The sequence below is a fragment of the Roseibium sp. ROS1 genome (assembly GCF_054658215.1).
The window spans coordinates 681,490-701,406 of the sequence record NZ_BAAGIG010000002.1 but is presented as its reverse complement, the minus strand read 5'-3'; the positions used below and the strand labels follow the sequence as shown (position 1 = coordinate 701,406).

Sequence of the window (19,917 nt, the reverse complement as noted above, 5' to 3'; positions counted from 1 at the left end):
GGGGCGGTCTGCTTCAGTCCTTTTGCTCGACAGGACCGCCCTTCTCGACCCAGTCTGCGAACCCATCTGTCAGATGGGCAGCTTCAAAGCCCATATCCTGAAGCGTCGCGACAGTGAGTGCAGAGCGCCACCCTGCGGCGCAATGGAAGATGAAGCGTTTTTCCTGCGAGAAGACCTCCTTGTGATAGGGGCTCTCCGGATCCACCCAGAACTCGATCATGCCGCGTGGGCAATGAATGCTGCCCGGAATGAACCCGAGCTTCTGACGTTCACGCACGTCTCGCAGGTCTACGAACACCACATCCGGGTTTCCTACCAAGGCAATGGCAGCGTCGGTGTCGACTTCCTCAATCCGCGCCTTGGCTTTGGCGACCATGTCGGCCGATGACATCTTCAGCTTCTTCATGAGGCTTTCCTCCAATATCGGCATCTCACACCGGTGCGCGTCTCACTTTTTAAAAGATTGTTCGCCCATTTCAGGGTCTGTGCCGGCCTAGGCCTTGCGTTCCCAACCGCCGGCTTCGGTCTGCTGCCAGTAAGCGATTTCAAACCCTTCCGCCTTGGCTTCCTTCCAGCGATTGCGCGCTTCCTGAACAGCCTCGGTATCGTTGCCATCAAACATGTAGATCGCCCGCTTGTAGGCGCTCAGCGGTGGCGGCGCTGCCCTGTCCACCAGGAAGCGCACGTCGGCTTCGTTCGGATTATCCTGTTCGGACGTGAGGTATATCGGCTGATGTTCGGCGTAACCGTCTGCCTTGGTGCCATGTGGCAGAAAACCGTCGTCGGTGAAGGTCCACAAATGGGCATCAAGGGCGCTGCATCGCTCCTCGGTTCCCGTTTGCACGACAACTTTCCAATCCCGCTCCAGGCACTTTTGCAAAAGCTGCGGCAAAGCCATCTCCAGCGGCTTGTGCAAAAGGTGATAGAATACAACTTCAACGCTCATGCCGGACCCTGTCTAGACACATCCTTGTACCTTCGCTTTCCGTTATCCACCGCCATGCCGGAATGTGGTGCAGGCCTGCAACACTTGCCTGTTCAAATTCCCCCGACGGCAAACATGACATGGACAGGCCATAAGACTCGTATCATTAACCCTTCGAAAATGTCGATTGGCTAGGGTTCGTCCCCGGGGACGATCCAATGATCATTTGATTTGGCCATGGATCAAAAAATTTGGCCGGTGAACGGTTTTCCCGAGCCGGCGCAAAAGGGGATTTGGTGAATGCTTGCGCGTGTCGTTGTGTTTTTCGCATTGGTTGCTGTCGTTGCAGGCGCGACACTTGGCATGGGTCTTCTGGTTGAACCGGCAACGGCCTGCCAGACCTACAAGACCTGCTGATCCAAGGTCGACAGTCAGATACGAAAAACCCGCCTTCCCGGCGGGTTTTTCTTTGCCCAGCGGCATTGCAGTCCTGGCGCCCTCCACCAGTAGAAAATGCGAAGGACGCCAAGATGGACCTCAGCCTTCGTAGTGATCCGCGACAAGCTGGTTGAGCAGACGCACGCCATAGCCCGAAGCCCAGCTCTGGCAGATATCGTCCTTCGGAGCGCCGAATGCGGTTCCGGCGATGTCCAGATGCGCCCAGGGCACGTCGTTCGTGAAACGCTGCAGGAACTGGGCTGCGGTGATGGACCCAGCCCAGCGGCCACCGGTGTTCTTGACGTCTGCGTTGGGCGTGTCGATGATCTTGTCGTATTCCTTCGACAGCGGCAGGCGCCAAAGCGGCTCACCGCTCGACTTGGCAGATGACAACAGCTTGTCTGCCAGAGCGTCGTTGTTGGAAAAGAGACCGGCATTCAGATTGCCGAGAGCGACAAGCACGGCACCGGTGAGCGTTGCCAGATCGATCATGATCGCCGGTTTGTACTTTTCCTGCGTGTACCAAAGTGCGTCGGCAAGAACCAAACGGCCTTCCGCATCGGTATTCAGGATCTCGATCGTGGTTCCGGACATGGCCGTGACGATGTCACCTGGTCGTTGCGCGTTACCGTCCGGCATGTTTTCCACGAGGCCGATGACACCGATCACGTTTGCCTTGGCCTTGCGCCCCGCGATCGCATGCATGGCGCCGATGACTGCGGCAGCTCCGCCCATGTCGCCTTTCATATCTTCCATGCCCGCGGCCGGCTTGATGGAGATGCCGCCAGTGTCGAACACAACGCCCTTACCGACGAACGCGACCGGGGCGTCACCCTTCTTGCCTCCGTTCCAGCGCATCACGGCCAGCTGCGGTGGGCGGGTCGAGCCTTGGGACACGCCAAGCAAAGCAGCCATCTTAAGCTTCTTCATTTCCTTTTCGCCGAGAACCTCGACTTCGACACCAAGGGCCGTCAGTTCCTTGGCCTTCTCGGCAAACTCCACCGGACCCAGCACATTCGCCGGTTCGTTCACAAGGTCGCGGGCCAGAATAACGCCGTCGGCAATAGCTTCAGCAGAAGACCAGGCCTTTTTTGATGCCTTGGGATCGGCAACGGCCAAGGTCACCTTCATGTTCTTGGGTTTGTCATCGTCTTTTTTGGCAGTCTTGTAGGTGTCGAAGGCATAGGCCCGCAGCTTCACGCCCATTGCGAACTCTGCTGCCAATACACCGGACGGATCTGCATCGCCCGGGACATCCAGGAGCACCGTTGCTGCGTCTGCCTTCGTCTTCTGCAATTCTGCAAACACCGCGCCGCCAAAAGCCCGCCAATCGTCGCCAGTCAACTCGCCGGCATCGCCAACGCCGAATACGATCAGCCGGTCGAGACCCGATCCGGCAGGAGCGACCAGATCAAGACTTGCCTTCTTCTTCCCGGTGAAACCTGCGATACCGGCCGAACGTTGCAAGCCTCCCTCGAGACCCGAGACAACTTCTGCAGCAACCGACCCAAGGCTAAGGTCGCTACCGGCCAGGATTACGGCCACCCCACCCTTCGGCGTTTCGGCCTTGGAGAAGTTCAGTTTTGCAAGCTTGGTCATGCTTCGGTCCCGTTGGTTTTTCTGGTTGGAGCGGTTGGGCAGTGGAAACAAAAGGCGCCCTATCCCGTAGATTGTGATTTTCCTGTCAAATCATGGGGTTTCAACAGCTTTTCGGCAAGGGCGACAAAAATTAATGTATATTTACCATTCTTATTCATGAGCCATTCACCACATTCCGTGTTATTCGGTCTCAGGCCGATTATCGTCATTTTTGCAGGGACATGTACCGGCACCGTTATGAAAACGCTTGAACGTTACATCATCCGCCGGACTGTTTACGCTTTCACCCTCACGATTGCAGCGATGACGGGTGTGGTTTGGGCAACCCAGGCCTTGCGCCAACTGGACCTGGTGACCTCGAAGGGTCAGACCATCGTCCAGTTCATAGGCATAACCATGCTTGCCCTGCCTTTCCTGATCGTCATCGTGGCTCCGTTCGCCCTGATGATCGCGCTGATACTGGTTCTAAACTCCTTGTCGGGCGACAGTGAGCTGATCGTGATCGATGCCAGTGGCGGCTCCAGGTTCCTTGTCTTGAAACCGGTCATGCTCTTTGCCTTCGTGGTCATGTTGCTGACCGCGAGCATGTCACTTTATGTGGCTCCGACAGGACTCGCTCAGCTGCGCACCGAGATTACCCGCGTGCGCGCAGACCTTGTTGCCAACATCGTCAAGCCGGGTCGCTTCATCACTGTCGAGGACGGATTAACGTTCCATATCCGCAACCGTTCAGGCAAAGGCACTCTTGACGGTCTTTTGATGCACGACACCCGTGACCCGGAGACGGCCTTTACCTATCAGGCAGACACCGGGCTGATCGTCGAAGCTGCCGATCGCACGCTTCTTGTCATGCAGAACGGAACAATTCAGAGACGTCCAAAACAGCAGGGCGATATTTCGATCGTTCGCTTCCAGTCCTATGCATTCGATTTGTCGAACCTTATTCCCGAAGCCGGCGAGCCGGTGTTCAAAGCCAGTGAGCGGACCACCCTTAACCTGATGTCACCAGGCAGGAACGACGAATATGCGCTGAAGAATCCGGACAAGTTGGCGCAGGAGCTCCACGAACGCTTCAGCCAGCCGCTTTACTGCCTTTCCTTCGGCCTGATCGTGTTCGCGTTTCTCGGCAAGGCCAGAACGACACGCCAGGGGCGCGGGTTCGCCGTGCTCGGGGCAATCTGTTCCTGTGTCCTGTTGAGGACCACGGGCTTCGGCGTAACCGCCATTTCCGGTGGTTCCACCGCGCTTCTCAGCCTTCTTTACATTGTACCCGTTGCGGGCGCGGTGTTCGCCCTCGTCTCCATCTTCCGCGAACAAGGCGGGTCGCAGCCACGCTGGCTGGTCGATCTGCAACATTCTGTTCAGGACAGGATTGATGCACTGAGTGATCGCTTGAACGGTCGCAAGCCGGGAGGCGTCGCATGATCCTTGGACGGACCCTGTCTCTGTATTTTTCAGGGCGTTTCCTGAAGGCTATCCTCGGTCTCTTCCTGTTTGCCGCCGTCCTGATCTATCTGTTCGACGTCCTGGAACTGGTTAGACGCGGTGGTGACCGCGAAGGATTTTCCGTCCTGCGCGTTGCCATGATCTCGGCCTTGCGGGTGCCTCTGCTGCTGGAACAGGTTATTCCCTTCACCGTCCTGTTCGGTGCAATTGCTGCCTTCGTGACGCTGAGCCGAGGCCTGGAACTGGTCGTGGCACGGGCTTCCGGCATCTCGGTCTGGCAGTTTTCTCTTCCCGCCATCCTTGTCGGGATCGTTCTCGGTATCCTGTCCATCACTGTCTACAATCCTGCGGCTGTCTGGTTTCAGCAGAAATCGGACGAAGCAGCTGCCGGTTTGTTCGGCTCGGAACAAAGTTTCCTTCTGCAGTCCTCGAACGACGTCTGGGTTCGGCAGGACGGCCTGGACGGAGAATCGGTGTTGCTTGCCAAGCAATTGCTGGAAGGCGGCACGCTGCTGCAAGGCGTCACCATTTTCACGTTCGACAAGGACGGTACCTTCCGGGAGCGGATCGAAGCTGACGAAGCGCGGCTCGGAGACCAGATCTGGTACCTGGACAATGCCATCGTCTACACGACCGAACAGGATCCACAGCCTTACGGGCAATATCAGATCAGCACATTCCTGACTGCGACTGAAGTTCGTGAAAGCATCGGATCCCCCGAATCGATTTCGTTCTGGAATTTGCCTCGTTTCATCGAACTGGCCAGAAACGCTGGGTTACCTGCCTATCGCTACAATTTGCAGTATCAGACTCTCCTCGCCCGCCCGCTTCTTTTGGTCGCTATGATTTTGATCGCAGCGGCGGTTTCCCTTAAAGTTTCGAGGTTTGGCGGTTTGGGAAGTATGATTCTGGGTGGAATCCTTTCCGGGTTCGTGCTTTACGTTCTAACCGAACTTGCCAAGGACTTCGGGGGTGCGGGTATTGTCCCTCCCTTGGTGGCGGCTTGGGCGCCGGGAATATTTGGAGTACTCATGGGTTTGACAATTCTCTTGAATCAGGAAGACGGGTAAAGCGATGACTTTTCCGGTTTTTCTGACAACAGAGACTTGGGCCAAAAAAGGCAGACTGTTGGCTGCGGCGAGCTTGTGCGCCATTGCAGCAACCCTTTGCCATGGGTACGGATCACCAGCCGCGGCACAGGACCTGACAGCAGGTCTGGCCGGTCAAGTCGATCCCGATGCCGAACTCCTGCTTGAATCAAGTGAGATCACCTACGATTTCGACCGCGATCTCATCGTCGCGACCGGAGATGTTCAGGTCTATTACGACGGCAGCACCGTGCAGGCGCATCAGGTTGTCTTCGACCGCAAGAGCCAGCAGCTCAAGGCGTCGGGCAATGTGATCTTCATCGAATCCAACGGCAATGTCGTGCGCACGGAAGAAATGGTCCTGTCCGAGGACTTTTCAGAAGGCTTTGCGCGCGCCCTTCAGATCGACACGACGCGGCGCACACGCTTCCTGGCCGAGCAAGCCCGGCGCGAAGGCAACAACATCACGACCATCGATAACGGCGTCTATACGGTCTACACCAAACCGACCAACCCGCCGGACAAGCCGCCGCTCTGGCGCGTGCGGGCCGAGAAGATCATCCACAATCAGCAGGAAAAGATCATCCGGTTCGAGAACGCAGCCTTCGAGGTCTACGGTCAGCCGATTGCCTACCTGCCCTATCTGTCGATGCCGGATCCGTCCGTCACCCGAAAGTCCGGTTTCCTGATGCCCAGCGGCATTGTGTCCGACAAACTCGGGTATGGCGTAAGCGTTCCCTATTACTGGGCGCTCAGCCCCTATTACGATGTGACGACCATTCTGACGCCACTCACCAAGCAGGGCGTGTTCGGCGATGTCGAATATCGTCATCGGTTTGCCGCTGGCGAAGTGAGTGTTTCTGCGGCTGGCCTGTTTCAGGCACAGCCGAGCAATTTCACGACGGACCGCGCTGACGATCGCTGGCGCGGTGCGGTCAATTCGACCGCCTCCTTCAGCATTGCGCGCGACTGGACCCTCGGCTGGAACCTGACCTACAAGAGTGACCGTCAGTTCTTCAAGGACTACTCGTTCACCAGTTTTGGCGACAACGGCGAGACCTCCACGATCTATCTGGAAGGCAAGACCGACCGGAACGCGCTGTCTGTCAAAGCCTATGCGTATCAGATCTCCCAGGAGGACTATACGGATAGCCAGTTCAACGCCAATGGCTTCTCTCCGGTCGGCAGCTCCCTGCAGGACAAGCAGCCGCTCGTTCTGCCCGTGATCGACTATGACTATGTGTTCGCGGATCCGATCCTCGCCGGTGAGTTGGCACTGACTGCCAACTTCACCTCGCTGACACGCGATGAAACGGATGCTTTCTCCATTGATGGCGGCACAACCGCGAAATTCCGTGGTATCGACGGCACCTTCTCGCGCGTGTCCGTCAAGGGGAACTGGCGCCGCACATTCATCGATCCGCTTGGACAGTCGTTCACGCCGTTTGCCTATATGCGCGGTGACCTGTTCTTTCTGGCCTCACCTGATTCTGATGTGACCGCTCTCACCGGCGAAAGTTTCGTCGGCCGTGCGATGCCCGCAATCGGCCTGGAATACCGGTATCCGTTCATTGCAACCTTCAACGGCGGCAACCAGATCCTGGAGCCTGTCGCCCAGGTTGTGGCCCGTCCGAACGAGCAGCGGATCGGCGAACTGCCGAACGACGACGCGCAAAGCATCGTCTTTGATACGACGACCCTGTTCGACTACGACAAGTTCTCGGGCTTTGACCGCGCCGAAGGCGGCACACGTCTTAACGTCGGCCTGAACTACAAGCTGCAACTGGATAGCGGCTACTATGTCAGCGGCCTGTTCGGTCGGTCCTATCAGCTTGCCGGCGACAACTCCTATGCCATTCCGGACATACTCGGTGCGACGCAGGATTCCGGTCTGGAAACTTCCTTGTCCGATTACGTCGGCAGCCTCTATCTGGACACGCAATACGGTGTGAAGGTCGGCGCCCAGGCCCGGCTCGACAAGGAAGATTTCACCGTAAACCGGATACAGGCACAGGCCAGCGGTATCTACGGCCCGGTCGTGTCTTCCCTTGCCTATGCTTTCCTGAACGCTCAGCCGGATGTCGGGATCGATGATCCGCGAGAGGAACTGCTAGGGTCCGCAAGCCTTCGCCTTGAGGAAAACTGGCGCATTTTCGGCTCCATGCGATACGATCTGCAAAACAGCAACATCGTGCAGGACGGTCTCGGGATCGGTTATGACGACGAAGGTTTTTCGCTGTCCGTCACCTATGCTGAAGACCGCAGCCGCAACGATGGCGATGACGTCAACCGGACGCTTTATTTCCGCATCGGGTTGAGGACCATCGGCACGACACAGGTTTCAAGCGGCGCTCTCAACTAGGCCATCTGACTGACCGTAGGTCATCATGCCGCCATGAAAAAAGGCATGATGCGTGGAACCTTTGAAATTTCGGGCATGATATGCGAAACATCATGTCATAAAACAACGAACTTCGGTTTGGCCTCAAGCCAGCACGGATGGTTATTCAATGCGACTTCGTATCGTTCCGGTATTCTTTGGACTAGCTTTGATCCTGGCAGCGCCGCTGGCAACGCCTTCCCATGCAGCGATCAAGATCATCGTCAACGATGTGCCGATTACCGACTACGACATCAGCCAACGCGCTCGGCTGATTACAATGACCCAGCGCAAGTCCGCATCCATCGCCAAAAAGCAGGCGGAAGAGGAACTGGTCGATGACCAGGTCAAACTTGCCGAAGCCGAACGTGTCGGCGTTGACGTCAGCCAGTCGGAAGTCGACAACGCTTTCAACAACATTGCCCGCAATGTGAAGATGTCTCCGGCCCAGCTTTCCAAGGCGCTTCGCAGTGGCGGTGTTCAGCCGGATACCTTGAAGGAACGCCTCAAGGCGCAGCTTGCCTGGAACCAGGTGTTGCGGTCCCGTTTCAGTGGCCGGATCGAAGTGGATGAATCCGACGTGATCGCGGCCTTGAAGAAGACCGACGAGGAAGACCGTCAGAAGTCCGTGGAATATGACCTCAAAAGGGTCATTGTCGTAGTACCGAAGAATTCCTCCGGTGGCTTCAAGTCCAAGCGCAAGAACGAGAGCAACCAGATCCGGGCTGCTTTCAACGGCTGCGATGAATCCGGCGCCATTCTCGGCAAATACAGCGAAGTGGTTGTGCAGCCTATCGGACGCCGGCTCGAAACCGAGCTGCCGGAAAACATGCGCGCCGAAATCGAAAAAATGACACCGGGCAAGTTGACGAAACCGTCCACCACGCCCGTCGGTTACGAAATGATCGCGGTTTGCGGAAAACGCGAAATCGCTTCGGACATAGCCGTTCGCACGGAACTTGAAAACGAGCTGCGACAGAAGGAAGGCGAAAGCCAGTCCCGTCGGTATCTCCTGGAAATCCGCCGTCGTTCCACCATCATTTATCGCTGATCCTACATGCGCTCCAACCAGAAGCCGATCGCCGTCAGTATGGGAGAACCTGCCGGGATCGGCCCGGACCTGGCTCTGATTGCATGGGCTAATCGCAAAGCTCTCGGATTGCCGCCATTCTACATTCGCGGTGACGAATCCCTGCTACACGAACGTGCACAGAAAATGGGCCTGAACGCGCGGCTCAGGCTGGTGGCGCAGGACGAGGCTGTTGCGACTTTCACCAAAGCTTTGCCCGTTGTACAGACCGGGCCGGCCCTACCCGACCAGCCAGGTGTGGAAGCACCTGAAACGGCAGCTTCCGTTGTTGCTGCTATTGAAGGGTGTGTCGACGATATAAAGTCCGGCCATGCCTGCGCCCTCGTGACCAGTCCGATCAACAAGGCTGCGCTTTACCGAACCGGCTTCGCCTTCCCCGGCCATACGGAATATCTGGGCTCCCTTGCAGAGATGCACTGGCCCGGAGAACCGGCAAAACCCGTGATGATGATTGCCGGACCGGAGTTGATGGTGGTTCCGGTCACCATTCACATTCCAATTCGCGATGTTCCGACATCTCTCACGACTGAACTTATCGTTGAGACTGCGGAAATTACCGCACGCGACCTCAAGACCAGGTTTGGCTACACGTCGCCACGATTGGCGATTTGCGGGCTGAACCCTCATGCGGGTGAAAACGGCTCGATGGGAACAGAAGACCGCGACATTATCGAGCCAGCCATTTCTCGCCTGCGAGCGATGGGTATCGAGGCGACAGGTCCGCATCCAGCCGACACTCTGTTCCACCCGCCCGCACGGCAGCATTATGACTGCGTACTTGGCATGTATCACGACCAGGTGTTGATACCGGCGAAGACCATCGGTTTCGATGAGAGCGTCAATGTCACGCTGGGTCTGCCTTTCGTGCGCACCTCTCCCGACCATGGCACGGCATACAACCTGGCAGGAACCGGCACCGCCCGGGTCGACAGTTTCGCTGCGTCCTTGCGCATGGCGGATGTGCTTGCCAACCCCGAGCGGTTCTAGGGCGACAGCGATCAATGGCTCAGATAGACGACCTGCCCCCGTTGCGCGACGTCATCGCCGCTCATGGTCTCAATGCGAAAAAGTCACTGGGACAGAACTTCCTTCTCGATCTCAATCTCACCTCTCGCATCGCCCGATCTGCCGGCAGTCTTGAAGATTGCACCGTTCTGGAAGTCGGCCCTGGTCCCGGTGGGCTGACACGTGCCCTGCTGGCCGCAGGAGCGAAGCGGGTGATCGCGATTGAAAAGGACAGCCGCTGCCTGCCGGCTCTTGCCGAAATTTCGGCACACTATCCGGGGCGCCTGGAAGTCATCGAAGGCGATGCCCTTGAAATCGATCCGGTGGCCCTGACTGGAGGAGACAGGGTCCGCATTGCCGCGAACCTGCCTTACAACGTCGGCACCCAGCTGCTTATCAATTGGATTACGACACCGCAGTGGCCGCCATTCTGGTCGTCGCTGACGCTGATGTTCCAGAAGGAAGTCGGTGAGCGGATCAGCGCGTCCCCCGCGTCCAAGGCCTATGGCAGGCTTGCAGTTCTGGCAGGCTGGCGCTGCAAGGGCGGGATCCTGTTCGACATCAGCCCAAAGGCGTTCACGCCGCCCCCGAAAGTGACGTCGGCTGTGGTTCATCTGACGCCAAATCCTTCGCCCCTGCCTTGCGACCTGAAAGCCCTTGAAAAGATTACCGCTGCGGCCTTTGGCCAGAGACGCAAGATGCTGCGTGCCAGCCTCAAGTCACTGACACCGGACGCAGAAGACCTCGTCACAAAGGCCGGGTTGAAGCCGACGGCCCGTGCCGAAGAAATCGACATCGCAGGGTTCGTTGAACTTGCCAACACGTTCAGGGCCGCTCAGGCAGTTTGACGACTGGCAGGATGATGGAAAGTTCCGGTTTACGGCACTTGCCCGCCTGAACGGCTTTAAGGTTGTCTGGGTTATCCAACCCGAGATCCCGCATCATCCAATCCGGCATTTGGTTTCTTCGGTCAGCCTTGTCCGGACCGGTGTACCAAACGTTTCGTTTTCTTGAAAACAGGACCCTTAAAAAGCTGACCATTGTCTCATCTCCCGTTGATGACGGGCAGAAGATGTCAGAACCTTTTCTGAATGTAATTGAATGATGTTGCATGATATCATTCAAAAATGAATGAAACCGATTTTGACTGGGATGCCGTACGCGTCTTTCTTGCTGTTGCCGAGAATCGGAGCCTCAGCAAGGCCGCCCAGGTTCTTTGCCTGTCCCAACCAACCGTCGGCCGCCATATTGCGCGGTTAGAAGAACAGTTGGACGTACAATTGTTCGATCGACGCCAGACCGGCTACGAACTGACGGGTGGTGGCCGACGTTTGATCAAGATTGCCAGATCCATGGCGCGCGGAGCGGCGGACTTCAGGCGCGCCGTTGATCTGGAAAAGGTCGGCTCAAGAGAGCAGGTCTGCAGGATCACGCTCGGTGAATGGGGGCAGCATTATCTGACACGGCACGTCGACAAGATAACCGATGGTCTTGACGGTGTCCGGATCGAATTTTTCGCGGACGATGCCTTCTGGGATCTCAGCCGGAACTCCGCCGACATCGCCATCGGGAACAGACAGCCCAAACATCCGCACCTGATTGTCCAGAAACTGGGTGAGATCCAGTTTCACGTCTACGCCTCAAAGGACTACTGCCGAAAGCGACCGGACGCTGTTGACCCTTCGACCTGGCAGGAACAGATCTGGGCGGGATATTGCGGCAGCCGGGCGCGGCTCAAGTCCTCGCAGTTGCTCAACGCCATTCTGCTGGGCAAGACATGCCGCTACGCCGTCAACAATTCCGTATCGCTCTGCAATATTCTGAACGCCGGGCACGCCATGGGCGTTCTACCAGACTGGATCGCGGAAACGGAGGGTCTGACACGCCTGACCGCTTCCCCACTCGATCAGGGAGAGTCATGGATGAGCTTTCACGAAAGACTGCGTTTCCACCCGGTGCTGTCGGAGGTCAAGGATCGCGTCGCCAAGCTCTTTCGGCAGAGGTTTTCAGAAACAGCCTCTCGAGCAGAGCAAAGGGATACAGCTCATGTCGCAGGTGCAGGTTCTTCGTCTTCCTAGCTTCTATTGACGCTGAATGGCCAGTTTAGGCAGCGCTTGAGACGTCAGGATTTTTCGGCCAGCTCGTTTTCCAGATCATCGACCATGCCCTGAATGAGCGGACCGATTTTCGGTGAGCGGAACTGCTTCAGTCTTTCTGCTTTCAGGATTGCACGAACGTTTTCGTAAGCGCGTTCCAGATCGTCATTCACCACAACATAATCGTATTTCGACCAGTGGCGCATTTCACCAACAGCAGTCTTCATCCGCTTGAGGATAACAGTGTCCTCATCTTCAGCACGCCGCTTCAGCCGTGATTTCATTTCCGCGATGGACGGCGGCAGAATGAAGATGGAAACGACATCGTCACGCATCTTTTCATAGAGCTGGAAGGTTCCCTGAATATCGATGTCGAACAGGATGTCCTTGCCATTTTCAATAGCATTTTCGACCGGTCCACGCGGTGTGGCGTAGTAGTTGCCATGCACCTCGGCCCACTCCAGCAGCTCATCGTGCTCGCGCATCTGCTCGAACCTGCCGGCATCAATGAAGTGGTAGTGCACGCCGTCAACTTCGCTGGACCTGCGTGGCCGCGTGGTCACGGAGATCGACAGGGCAAGATTGTCTTCGTTCTGCAGCAGGAGGCGCGCGATCGTCGACTTTCCGGCTCCGGACGGTGACGACAGCACCAGCATCAGGCCACGGCGCTGCTGCTCGGCCTGCTCCGCACTGACAGTGGTTCCCGTTGAGGTACCTGCAGGTGCGTCGGTCATGTGGCTCACTCCAGATTCTGTATCTGCTCACGCATTTGATCGATAACGGACTTCAGGTCCAGCCCAATGGCTGTCAGGTCCACGTCGTTGGACTTTGAACACAAAGTGTTGGCTTCCCGGTTAAATTCCTGAGCCAGGAAATCCAGGCGCCTTCCGATTGCTCCACCGGTGTCCATCAATTCACGCACGGCTGCCACATGGGCATGCAGGCGATCCAGCTCCTCACGGATGTCAGCCTTGGTTGCCAGAAAGACAGCTTCCTGATGCACGCGCTGCGGATCCAGTTGACCGTCCGAAGCATCCATCAGCTCTGCGAGCTGTCGCTTCAGCCGTGCCTTTATGGCGTCCGGTTTGCGCGCAGGCAGATCCTCGGCGGCCTGGGTCAGTTCGGCGATCCTGTCGATCTGATCTCGTACCACCTTGCCAATTGCCTGCCCCTCGCTGTGGCGCATGTCGACAAGGTCAATCAGCGCAGCATCCAGGGTCGTCAGAAGAGTGTTGTGAAGCGCTGCCTGAACCGCTTCGTCTTCTTCGGGCTCCTTGAGCTCAAAGACGCCTTTTTGCGCCAGAATGGCGTCAAGCGACGGCGGAGCAAGATCAGGTACCCGGTTCTTGAGGAGATCGATTGTTGCAAGGACAGCTTCAAGAGCCGATTCATTGACCTGGAGCTGCTGTTCGGACTGGTCTCTCTGCATGGAGAGCCCGACGGAAACATTTCCGCGCCGAAGAAGCTTGCCGCAACGCTCGCGGATCTTCGGTTCAAGCGTCTCCAAACCCGTCGGGATGCGGATACGAAGGTCAAGGGACTTGCCGTTGACAGATCTCAGTTCCCAGGTCCAGCGAACCGGTCCGGATTCTCCAAGGGCCCGTGCAAAGCCCGTCATGCTGGCAAGTGCCATGTGCCCCCCTTTGCGAATGTGCCGCCACCGGCCCGCCGCAAAGGCGGGCTCCGGTCAATTGGATGTGGCTGGCTTCGTTTCCTGGTTCTGCTCCGCCTGACGACGGTCTCTTTCCACCTGACGCCACTTGCGGACGTTTGCCTGGTGCTGCTCGTAGGTCTCGGCAAAGATGTGGCCACCGGTTCCGTCGGCCACGAAATAGAGATCCTGCGTGCGGGAAGGATTGGCGACCGCTTCCATAGCCGCGCGGCCCGGATTACCGATCGGTCCTGGCGGCAAGCCGTCGATCTGGTAGGTGTTGTACTTGTTGTCCGCCTTCAGCTCGGATTGCTTGATTGCCGAGCGGTCCTTGAGCCACGCTTCACCGCCATAAAGACCGTAAAGGATCGTAGGGTCGGATTGCAGGCGCATGTTCTTGTTGAGACGGTTCACGAAAACACCGGCGACACGCGGTCGCTCGTCTGCCAGGGCTGTTTCCTTTTCAACGATCGACGCGAGAATAACCAGGTCTTCCGGCGTTTCGACCGGCAGGCCTTCCGTCCGGCGTCCCCAGATTTCGCTCAGCAGCTTGGATTGCGCCGCTTTCATCTGGTTGAGAACTTCCTGGCGCGAGGCACCGCGTGCAAAGGTATAGGTTTCGGGAAGCAGTGCACCTTCTTCCGGAACTTCGGTAATCTCGCCTACAAGCACTGGGTGCTCGCGCACGCGCTCGATGATCTGGGCGGTGGTCCAGCCTTCCGGGATCGTTACCGAATGGGTGACGGCATTGCCTTCCACCAGATCGGTCATGATCTCCTGCATCGAGACGCCGGGCGCAAAAGCGTATTCACCGGCTTTCAGTTTGGTGGCGTTCTTGTAGAAGCGGATGCCCAGGTTGAAGATCCACTCGTCCAGCAGATTGTCGCTGATGACGCCCTGCCCTGAGAGCCTGTCGGTAATACCGGAAAGCCCGGCACCTGAAGAAATCACCACGGTGGCGTCTTTCTGCAGCGGGCCCTTTTCCTCGAATTTCTGTTTGCCGAAATAAAGCGCGCCCCCGAACGCGGCAAGTCCGAACACGGTCAATGTGATGACCATGTTGATCAGAATGACGAAGGGGTTGCGTACGTGCCTGGAGCGTTGCGGAGGCGCAGGCGCCGGTTCCGGCTGCAAGGCTTCACGCGGGCTTTTGGGCTTAATGCGCATATTGGGTCGCACCTCCAAGATTGAGCCCCCAAATCCCTGACTTAGGCTCAAACGGACCAGTTGTCACAATCAAAGTTTCAGGCCGGCCCGAGAGAATCGGACCGGCCTGAAGAACTTGAATGGGTTATGCGGCAACTTTGCGGAAGACAAGCGAGGCATTTGTGCCGCCGAAGCCGAACGAGTTCGAAAGGGCGACATTGATATCCAGCTTCTTCGGCTTGTGCGGCACCAAGTCGATAACCGTCTCGACAGACGGATTATCGAGGTTGATCGTCGGCGGAGCCATACCGTCACGCATGGCCAGAACCGAGAAAATGGCCTCGACCGCACCAGCAGCACCGAGAAGGTGACCGATGGAGGACTTGGTCGATGACATTGTCAGATCGGCAGCATGTTCTCCCGCAAGCCGGGTGACAGCGCCAAGTTCGATCTCGTCGCCAAGCGGCGTCGAGGTTCCATGAGCATTCACATAGTCGATGTCGGCCGGCGTGACCTGGGCGCGCTTCAGCGCAGCTTCCATGCAACGGTAGGCACCATCGCCATCGGAGGACGGAGCGGTGATGTGATAAGCATCGCCGGACAAGCCGTAACCGATTATCTCACCGTAGATCTTTGCGCCGCGGCGAACTGCATGTTCGTATTCTTCCAGCACGACGACACCGGCACCTTCGCCCATCACAAAGCCGTCGCGGGCGACGTCGTAAGGGCGGGAACCTTTTTCGGGAGTGTCGTTGAAAGCCGTGGAAAGCGCACGGCAGGCAGCAAAGCCCGCGAGTGCAAGACGGCAGACCGGAGATTCCGTACCGCCGGCAACCATGACATCCGCATCACCGAAGGCAATCAACCGCGATGCATCGCCAATGGCGTGCGCGCCGGTCGAACACGCGGTCACGACAGCGTGGTTCGGGCCCTTCAGGCTGTGACGGATCGAGACATACCCGCCGGCAAGGTTGATCAGACGGCCGGGAATGAAAAACGGAGAAATGCGGCGCGGGCCTTTTTCGGCCAGCAGATTGGCGCCCTGCTCGATGCCCTGAAGACCACCGATGCCGGAGCCGATCAAAACGCCAGAGCGCACCTGTTGTTCGTAAGTCTCGGCCTTGTAGCCGGAATCGGCCATCGCCTGATCGGCGGCTGCCATCGCGTAGACGATGAAATCATCGACCTTGCGCTGTTCCTTGACGTCCATCCAGTCATCCGGATTGAACGCGCCTTCAACGGACGAGTCACGCGGGATCTGACATGCGATCTGGCAGGCCAGATCGTCAACTTTGAAATTCGTGACCTTGTTGGCCCCGCTCTGTCCTTCAAGGATCTTTTTCCAAGTGACATCGACACCACAGCCAAGCGGCGTCACCATGCCCAACCCAGTTACGACAACTCGCCTCATACACCCGCACTTACGTTGGAAGGGCCAGGCGGGGTTTCGCCCCGCCGGCCCGATCTTCAAACATTCACAAGAAGGGGGTTACCCTTACTTGTTGGCTTCCAGGAATTTGACAGCATCGCCAACGGTCAGGATGGTTTCTGCTGCGGTGTCCGGGATTTCTACGCCGAATTCTTCTTCGAACGCCATGACCAGCTCGACCGTGTCAAGGCTGTCTGCGCCCAGGTCGTCGATGAAGCTTGCACCTTCAACAACTTTGTCAGCATCTACGCCGAGGTGCTCAACGACGATTTTCTTTACCCGATCCGCGATATCGCTCATCTTTCACTTCCTTAGTTTTCATCTATTCGTCACTCGCGAAACTGCCCCCATCCGGTTTGCAAACAAGCGGTGGCGCGAACTCGCGGTCTTTAAGATGTCGCCGCACACCAAGCCAGTTTATTTGGCCAACTGTGCAATTCGAAACAATCGGCGGGTTGGTAACACACTTTGTTGACCTTTACCAGCCGATCCAGACCGCTTGTGAGCGGCCCGGATTCTTTTTGCCTGCTCGGCAAAAATTCCTTTTAAATCATAGCCATGCCGCCATTAACGTGCAGGGTCTGCCCGGTCACGTAAGCGGCTTCATCGCTGGCCAGGTAGACGGCGGCTGCGGCAATCTCTGCGGAAGTGCCCAAACGCCCTGCAGGCACGCTCGTCAAAATCGATTCTTTTTGCTTGTCGTTCAGCGCATCGGTCATTGCCGTTTCGATGAAACCGGGCGCAATCGTATTGACCGTGATGTTGCGGCTGGCGACTTCCCGGGCAAGCGACTTGTACATGCCGATCATGCCGGCCTTGGCCGCCGCATAGTTGACCTGACCGGGGTTTCCGGTGACGCCGACGACGGACGTGATGCCGACGATGCGGCCGGACCGACGCTTCATCATGCCCTTGATTGCTGCGCGGCACAGACGGAAACCAGACGACAGGTTCACTTCCAGAACCTGATCCCACTCTTCATCCTTCATGCGCATGAAGATGTTGTCGCGCGTGATCCCGGCATTGTTCACCAGGATGTCGACAGAGCCCATTTTCTCTTCAGCCGCCGGCAACAAGGCATCAACAGCCGCGCGGTCGGACAGATTGGCCGGCGTCACATAGGCGCGTTCGCCGAGATCAGCAGCAAGCGCTTCCAGCTTTTCAGCCCGCGTGCCGGACAAGGAGACGGTTGCGCCCTGTGCATGGAGCGACCGGGCGATTGCTTCGCCGATCCCACCGGTGGCACCGGTGACAAGCGCGTTTTTCCCTTCCAAGCTGAACATTCGGGATCCTTCCATTGTTCCTGTTTGGGTCCGCGGCGGACCAAATCGTCGCCTCGGCCGATATAAGCCTTATCCGGAGATCTTTTCCATAAGGGCGTCGATGTCTTCCGGAGAATTGACCGCCATGCCGGTGGCTTCCTTGGCGATCCGCTTGACCATGCCGGTCAGCACCTTGCCTGTCCCAACCTCGACAAAGGTGTCGACACCGTTGTCGGCAAGCCAGCTGATGCTTTCGCGCCAACGCACGGTACCGGTCACCTGCTGAACAAGACGATCGCGAATTTCATTTGCGTCAGTGATCGGGCGCGCCAGCACGTTTGCGACCAGCGGCACGACAGGAGAGCGGATTTCGGCATTCGCCAGAGCTTCGGCCATCTTGTCGGCAGCCGGGCCCATCAGGGAACAATGGAACGGTGCGCTGACCGGCAGCATCACCGCACGGCGCGCGCCCCTGGCCTTGGCAATCTCGACGGCGCGCTCGACGGCGGCCAGATGCCCGGAAACAACCACCTGCCCCGGCGCATTGTCGTTCGCGGCCTGGCAGACTTCGCCCTGTGCGGCAGCCTCGGCCACTTCTGCGGCAACATCAAACTCCAGCCCGAGCAACGCAGCCATTGCGCCCTGACCGGCCGGAACCGCATCCTGCATGGCATCTCCGCGCACGCGCAGGAGCTTTGCAGCGGTCGCAATATCCAGGCTGCCGGCAGCAGCCAGCGCGGAATATTCACCAAGAGAATGTCCTGCGACAAAGGAAACACTGCCGGCAAGGTCGAGGCCGCGGGCTTCCAGAACGCGCATGGTCGCAAGGCTGACCGCCATAAGTGCAGGCTGAGCATTTGCTGTCAGCGTCAGCGTTTCTTCCGGACCAGTCCACATGACATCGGACAGCTTCTGGCCAAGCGCCTCGTCGACTTCGTCGAAAACGGCTTTTGCCTCCGGGAACGCATCGGCAAGGGCTTTGCCCATTCCAACGCCCTGACTGCCCTGGCCGGGAAATGTGAATGCAATGGTCATCTGGAAACGCCTCCGTGACTCGTGAGCGGACCTTGTTGTTCTTATAGCGAAAGGTCGACGGCTTATTAGAAAGCGGAGAAGACAGCCCGTGCAGGCTGAAATCGAACTTGGCGCGAGGCTATGATACGGTCTTGACCAAACTGTCAAGGCCCACAGGGCAATCATTTCCGCTTTTCGGGCGGTTTTGCCGGTTTTCCTTTGTCCTGATTATCCCTGAAATGCCCGGCAAGCCGATGGGCGTTGTCTTGCGCGCGAAACCGGTCCTCCCCTTACCTGCTTCGGGAACCCGATATATATAGACAGTCAGGCGATCTTCCAAATCGGCAGCGTTCGTATCTTCTCCCGATTTTCGATCCTTTCGGGCGTATGCTGCTTGCAATTTCCGCAAAACAGAGTATAGAGCGCGCTTCATCCGGGGTTTGGCCGGGGGCTGAACGGAAGGGCATGACGCCAGGATCCTTGATCGGATCCGACTTCCCGTGTTCCCGCTCTCGTTAGAATTCTCGTGCCTTTCCGGGGCTACGAGGAGGCTCTGCGCCGATCCCGCGTTGTCAACACGAAGAAAGGCTATTTCCATGCCTCTTTACGAGCACGTCTTCCTGGCTCGCCAGGACGTTTCGGCCCAGCAGGTCGAACAACTCGTCGAACAGTACAAGGGCCTCATCGAAGGCGCTGGCGGTACTATCGGCAAGGTGGAAAACTGGGGTCTGCGTTCCCTCGCATACCGCATCAAGAAGAACCGCAAGGCTCACTACACCCTCATGAACATCAACGCTCCGCACGCCGCGGTTGCCGAGATGGAGCGTCAGATGGGTCTGAGCGAAGACGTTCTGCGTTTCATGACCTTCAAGGTCGATGAACTCGACGAAGAGCCGTCTGCAATGATGCAGAAGCGCGACCGTGACGACCGCCGTGGTGGCGATCGTGGTGGCCGCTTTGGTGGTGGCGATCGCGGCGGTGACCGCGGTGGACGCGGTGGCGACCGCGGTGAGCGCGCTCCGCGCCGCGCAGAAGGGGAGTAAGATTGATGGTTGATATTGCACAGCTCCCGAGCCGCCGTCCGTTCTTCCGTCGCCGGAAGACCTGCCCGTTCTCCGGCACCAACGCGCCGAAGATCGACTACAAGGACATCCGTCTGCTGCAGCGCTACATTTCCGAGCGCGGCAAGATTGTTCCGAGCCGCATCACCGCGGTTTCCGCGAAGAAGCAGCGTGAACTGGCCCGTGCGATCAAGCGCGCCCGCCTGCTCGGTCTGCTGCCGTTCGTGATCAGCTAAGCGTTTCTCGAAAATCTTGAGACGTTTCTTTCGGGGCTTCCCGGAAGACCC

The 19,917-nt window shown here is 57.7% G+C and carries 20 protein-coding genes; 9 read left to right on the top strand and 11 right to left on the bottom strand.

The window, feature by feature from the left end:
• Positions 1-13 precede the first annotated feature (13 nt).
• From ACYQ6M_RS11450 to ACYQ6M_RS11440, 3 genes are all read right to left on the bottom strand, one after another.
• Positions 14-406 carry a rhodanese-like domain-containing protein gene (locus ACYQ6M_RS11450; RefSeq protein WP_168687076.1) on the bottom strand — a complete coding sequence of 131 codons (393 nt, stop codon included), beginning with the start codon at positions 404-406 and terminating at the stop codon, positions 14-16.
• Positions 407-493: 87 nt separating this feature from the next.
• Positions 494-946 carry a DNA polymerase III subunit chi gene (locus ACYQ6M_RS11445; protein ID WP_023003980.1) on the bottom strand — a complete coding sequence of 151 codons (453 nt, stop codon included), beginning with the start codon at positions 944-946 and terminating at the stop codon, positions 494-496.
• A gap of 516 nt (positions 947-1,462) precedes the next feature.
• Positions 1,463-2,962: a leucyl aminopeptidase gene (locus ACYQ6M_RS11440; RefSeq protein WP_460073853.1), complete on the bottom strand. Its 1,500-nt coding sequence runs from the start codon at positions 2,960-2,962 to the stop codon at positions 1,463-1,465.
• Between the two features lie 237 nt (positions 2,963-3,199).
• Here ACYQ6M_RS11440 and lptF point away from each other — a divergent pair, with 237 nt between their 5' ends.
• The 6 genes from lptF to rsmA all read left to right on the top strand — a co-directional run bounded on the left by lptF (position 3,200) and on the right by rsmA (position 10,819).
• On the top strand, positions 3,200-4,387 hold the full coding sequence (lptF, locus tag ACYQ6M_RS11435; protein ID WP_023003978.1) for an LPS export ABC transporter permease LptF: 1,188 nt from the start codon (positions 3,200-3,202) through the stop codon (positions 4,385-4,387).
• The gene (gene lptG, locus ACYQ6M_RS11430) at positions 4,384-5,478 is read left to right on the top strand and encodes an LPS export ABC transporter permease LptG (protein ID WP_023003977.1); all 1,095 of its coding nucleotides are present in this window, start codon (positions 4,384-4,386) and stop codon (positions 5,476-5,478) included. Before lptF ends, lptG begins: the two co-directional genes overlap by 4 nt.
• Positions 5,479-5,536: 58 nt before the next feature.
• Positions 5,537-7,858, top strand: a complete 2,322-nt coding sequence (locus tag ACYQ6M_RS11425; RefSeq protein WP_035907990.1) for an LPS-assembly protein LptD — start codon at positions 5,537-5,539, stop codon at positions 7,856-7,858.
• A 148-nt stretch (positions 7,859-8,006) separates the two neighbouring features.
• Positions 8,007-8,927 (top strand): peptidylprolyl isomerase, encoded by a 921-nt coding sequence (locus tag ACYQ6M_RS11420; RefSeq protein ID WP_075281556.1) that lies wholly within the window; start codon positions 8,007-8,009, stop codon positions 8,925-8,927.
• A 6-nt stretch (positions 8,928-8,933) separates the two neighbouring features.
• A complete protein-coding gene (gene pdxA / locus ACYQ6M_RS11415; RefSeq protein WP_023003974.1) occupies positions 8,934-9,953 on the top strand; it encodes a 4-hydroxythreonine-4-phosphate dehydrogenase PdxA in 1,020 nt (339 codons plus the stop codon).
• Between the two features lie 14 nt (positions 9,954-9,967).
• On the top strand, positions 9,968-10,819 hold the full coding sequence (rsmA, locus tag ACYQ6M_RS11410) for a 16S rRNA (adenine(1518)-N(6)/adenine(1519)-N(6))-dimethyltransferase RsmA (protein ID WP_460073850.1): 852 nt from the start codon (positions 9,968-9,970) through the stop codon (positions 10,817-10,819).
• Here the strand turns inward: rsmA and ACYQ6M_RS11405 are convergent.
• Positions 10,797-11,084 carry a hypothetical protein gene (locus ACYQ6M_RS11405; RefSeq protein ID WP_460073848.1) on the bottom strand — a complete coding sequence of 96 codons (288 nt, stop codon included), beginning with the start codon at positions 11,082-11,084 and terminating at the stop codon, positions 10,797-10,799. The genes rsmA and ACYQ6M_RS11405 overlap by 23 nt on opposite strands.
• A 14-nt stretch (positions 11,085-11,098) precedes the next feature.
• On the opposite strand from ACYQ6M_RS11405, the gene ACYQ6M_RS11400 reads away from it, so the two are divergent.
• Positions 11,099-12,049 (top strand): LysR family transcriptional regulator, encoded by a 951-nt coding sequence (locus ACYQ6M_RS11400; RefSeq protein ID WP_460073846.1) that lies wholly within the window; start codon positions 11,099-11,101, stop codon positions 12,047-12,049.
• 44 nt (positions 12,050-12,093) lie between these two features.
• On the opposite strand, the gene gmk is transcribed toward ACYQ6M_RS11400, so the two are convergent.
• From gmk to fabD, 7 genes are all read right to left on the bottom strand, one after another.
• Complete coding sequence (gene gmk, locus ACYQ6M_RS11395) at positions 12,094-12,801, bottom strand: guanylate kinase (protein WP_023003971.1); 708 nt, start codon at positions 12,799-12,801, stop codon at positions 12,094-12,096.
• Positions 12,802-12,806: 5 nt separating this feature from the next.
• On the bottom strand, positions 12,807-13,700 hold the full coding sequence (locus ACYQ6M_RS11390) for a YicC/YloC family endoribonuclease (RefSeq protein WP_152506945.1): 894 nt from the start codon (positions 13,698-13,700) through the stop codon (positions 12,807-12,809).
• Between the two features lie 54 nt (positions 13,701-13,754).
• Entirely contained in the window at positions 13,755-14,885 is a 1,131-nt protein-coding gene (mltG, locus tag ACYQ6M_RS11385; RefSeq protein WP_460073843.1) for an endolytic transglycosylase MltG, read from the bottom strand.
• Between the two features lie 124 nt (positions 14,886-15,009).
• Positions 15,010-16,275, bottom strand: coding sequence for a beta-ketoacyl-ACP synthase II (gene fabF / locus ACYQ6M_RS11380; protein WP_031270725.1), 1,266 nt, complete (start codon positions 16,273-16,275; stop codon positions 15,010-15,012).
• 84 nt (positions 16,276-16,359) lie between these two features.
• Positions 16,360-16,593, bottom strand: a complete 234-nt coding sequence (locus tag ACYQ6M_RS11375; protein ID WP_006931822.1) for an acyl carrier protein — start codon at positions 16,591-16,593, stop codon at positions 16,360-16,362.
• Between the two features lie 245 nt (positions 16,594-16,838).
• Positions 16,839-17,576 carry a 3-oxoacyl-[acyl-carrier-protein] reductase gene (gene fabG / locus ACYQ6M_RS11370; protein WP_031270724.1) on the bottom strand — a complete coding sequence of 246 codons (738 nt, stop codon included), beginning with the start codon at positions 17,574-17,576 and terminating at the stop codon, positions 16,839-16,841.
• Positions 17,577-17,645: 69 nt separating this feature from the next.
• Positions 17,646-18,590: an ACP S-malonyltransferase gene (gene fabD / locus ACYQ6M_RS11365; protein WP_460073840.1), complete on the bottom strand. Its 945-nt coding sequence runs from the start codon at positions 18,588-18,590 to the stop codon at positions 17,646-17,648.
• Between the two features lie 575 nt (positions 18,591-19,165).
• On the opposite strand from fabD, the gene rpsF reads away from it, so the two are divergent.
• Together rpsF and rpsR are read left to right on the top strand one after the other, a co-directional pair.
• The gene (gene rpsF / locus ACYQ6M_RS11360) at positions 19,166-19,612 is read left to right on the top strand and encodes a 30S ribosomal protein S6 (RefSeq protein WP_023003965.1); all 447 of its coding nucleotides are present in this window, start codon (positions 19,166-19,168) and stop codon (positions 19,610-19,612) included.
• A gap of 5 nt (positions 19,613-19,617) precedes the next feature.
• Positions 19,618-19,866, top strand: a complete 249-nt coding sequence (rpsR, locus tag ACYQ6M_RS11355) for a 30S ribosomal protein S18 (protein ID WP_023003964.1) — start codon at positions 19,618-19,620, stop codon at positions 19,864-19,866.
• The last annotated feature ends 51 nt before the right edge of the window (positions 19,867-19,917 follow it).

Bases quoted from the DNA above. Each gene is read 5' to 3' on its own strand.
- lptG (WP_023003977.1), top strand. From the start codon at position 4,384: ATGATCCTTGGACGGACCCTGTCTCTGTATTTTTCAGGGCGTTTCCTG.
- lptF (WP_023003978.1), top strand. From the start codon at position 3,200: ATGAAAACGCTTGAACGTTACATCATCCGCCGGACTGTTTACGCTTTC.
- mltG (WP_460073843.1), bottom strand. From the start codon at position 14,885: ATGCGCATTAAGCCCAAAAGCCCGCGTGAAGCCTTGCAGCCGGAACCG.
- ACYQ6M_RS11400 (WP_460073846.1), top strand. From the start codon at position 11,099: ATGAATGAAACCGATTTTGACTGGGATGCCGTACGCGTCTTTCTTGCT.
- ACYQ6M_RS11450 (WP_168687076.1), bottom strand. From the start codon at position 406: ATGAAGAAGCTGAAGATGTCATCGGCCGACATGGTCGCCAAAGCCAAG.
- rpsF (WP_023003965.1), top strand. From the start codon at position 19,166: ATGCCTCTTTACGAGCACGTCTTCCTGGCTCGCCAGGACGTTTCGGCC.
- ACYQ6M_RS11390 (WP_152506945.1), bottom strand. From the start codon at position 13,700: ATGGCACTTGCCAGCATGACGGGCTTTGCACGGGCCCTTGGAGAATCC.
- fabD (WP_460073840.1), bottom strand. From the start codon at position 18,590: ATGACCATTGCATTCACATTTCCCGGCCAGGGCAGTCAGGGCGTTGGA.
- pdxA (WP_023003974.1), top strand. From the start codon at position 8,934: ATGCGCTCCAACCAGAAGCCGATCGCCGTCAGTATGGGAGAACCTGCC.
- ACYQ6M_RS11420 (WP_075281556.1), top strand. From the start codon at position 8,007: ATGCGACTTCGTATCGTTCCGGTATTCTTTGGACTAGCTTTGATCCTG.
- fabF (WP_031270725.1), bottom strand. From the start codon at position 16,275: ATGAGGCGAGTTGTCGTAACTGGGTTGGGCATGGTGACGCCGCTTGGC.
- gmk (WP_023003971.1), bottom strand. From the start codon at position 12,801: ATGACCGACGCACCTGCAGGTACCTCAACGGGAACCACTGTCAGTGCG.
- fabG (WP_031270724.1), bottom strand. From the start codon at position 17,576: ATGTTCAGCTTGGAAGGGAAAAACGCGCTTGTCACCGGTGCCACCGGT.
- ACYQ6M_RS11440 (WP_460073853.1), bottom strand. From the start codon at position 2,962: ATGACCAAGCTTGCAAAACTGAACTTCTCCAAGGCCGAAACGCCGAAG.
- ACYQ6M_RS11445 (WP_023003980.1), bottom strand. From the start codon at position 946: ATGAGCGTTGAAGTTGTATTCTATCACCTTTTGCACAAGCCGCTGGAG.
- ACYQ6M_RS11405 (WP_460073848.1), bottom strand. From the start codon at position 11,084: ATGCAACATCATTCAATTACATTCAGAAAAGGTTCTGACATCTTCTGC.
- ACYQ6M_RS11375 (WP_006931822.1), bottom strand. From the start codon at position 16,593: ATGAGCGATATCGCGGATCGGGTAAAGAAAATCGTCGTTGAGCACCTC.
- rsmA (WP_460073850.1), top strand. From the start codon at position 9,968: ATGGCTCAGATAGACGACCTGCCCCCGTTGCGCGACGTCATCGCCGCT.
- rpsR (WP_023003964.1), top strand. From the start codon at position 19,618: ATGGTTGATATTGCACAGCTCCCGAGCCGCCGTCCGTTCTTCCGTCGC.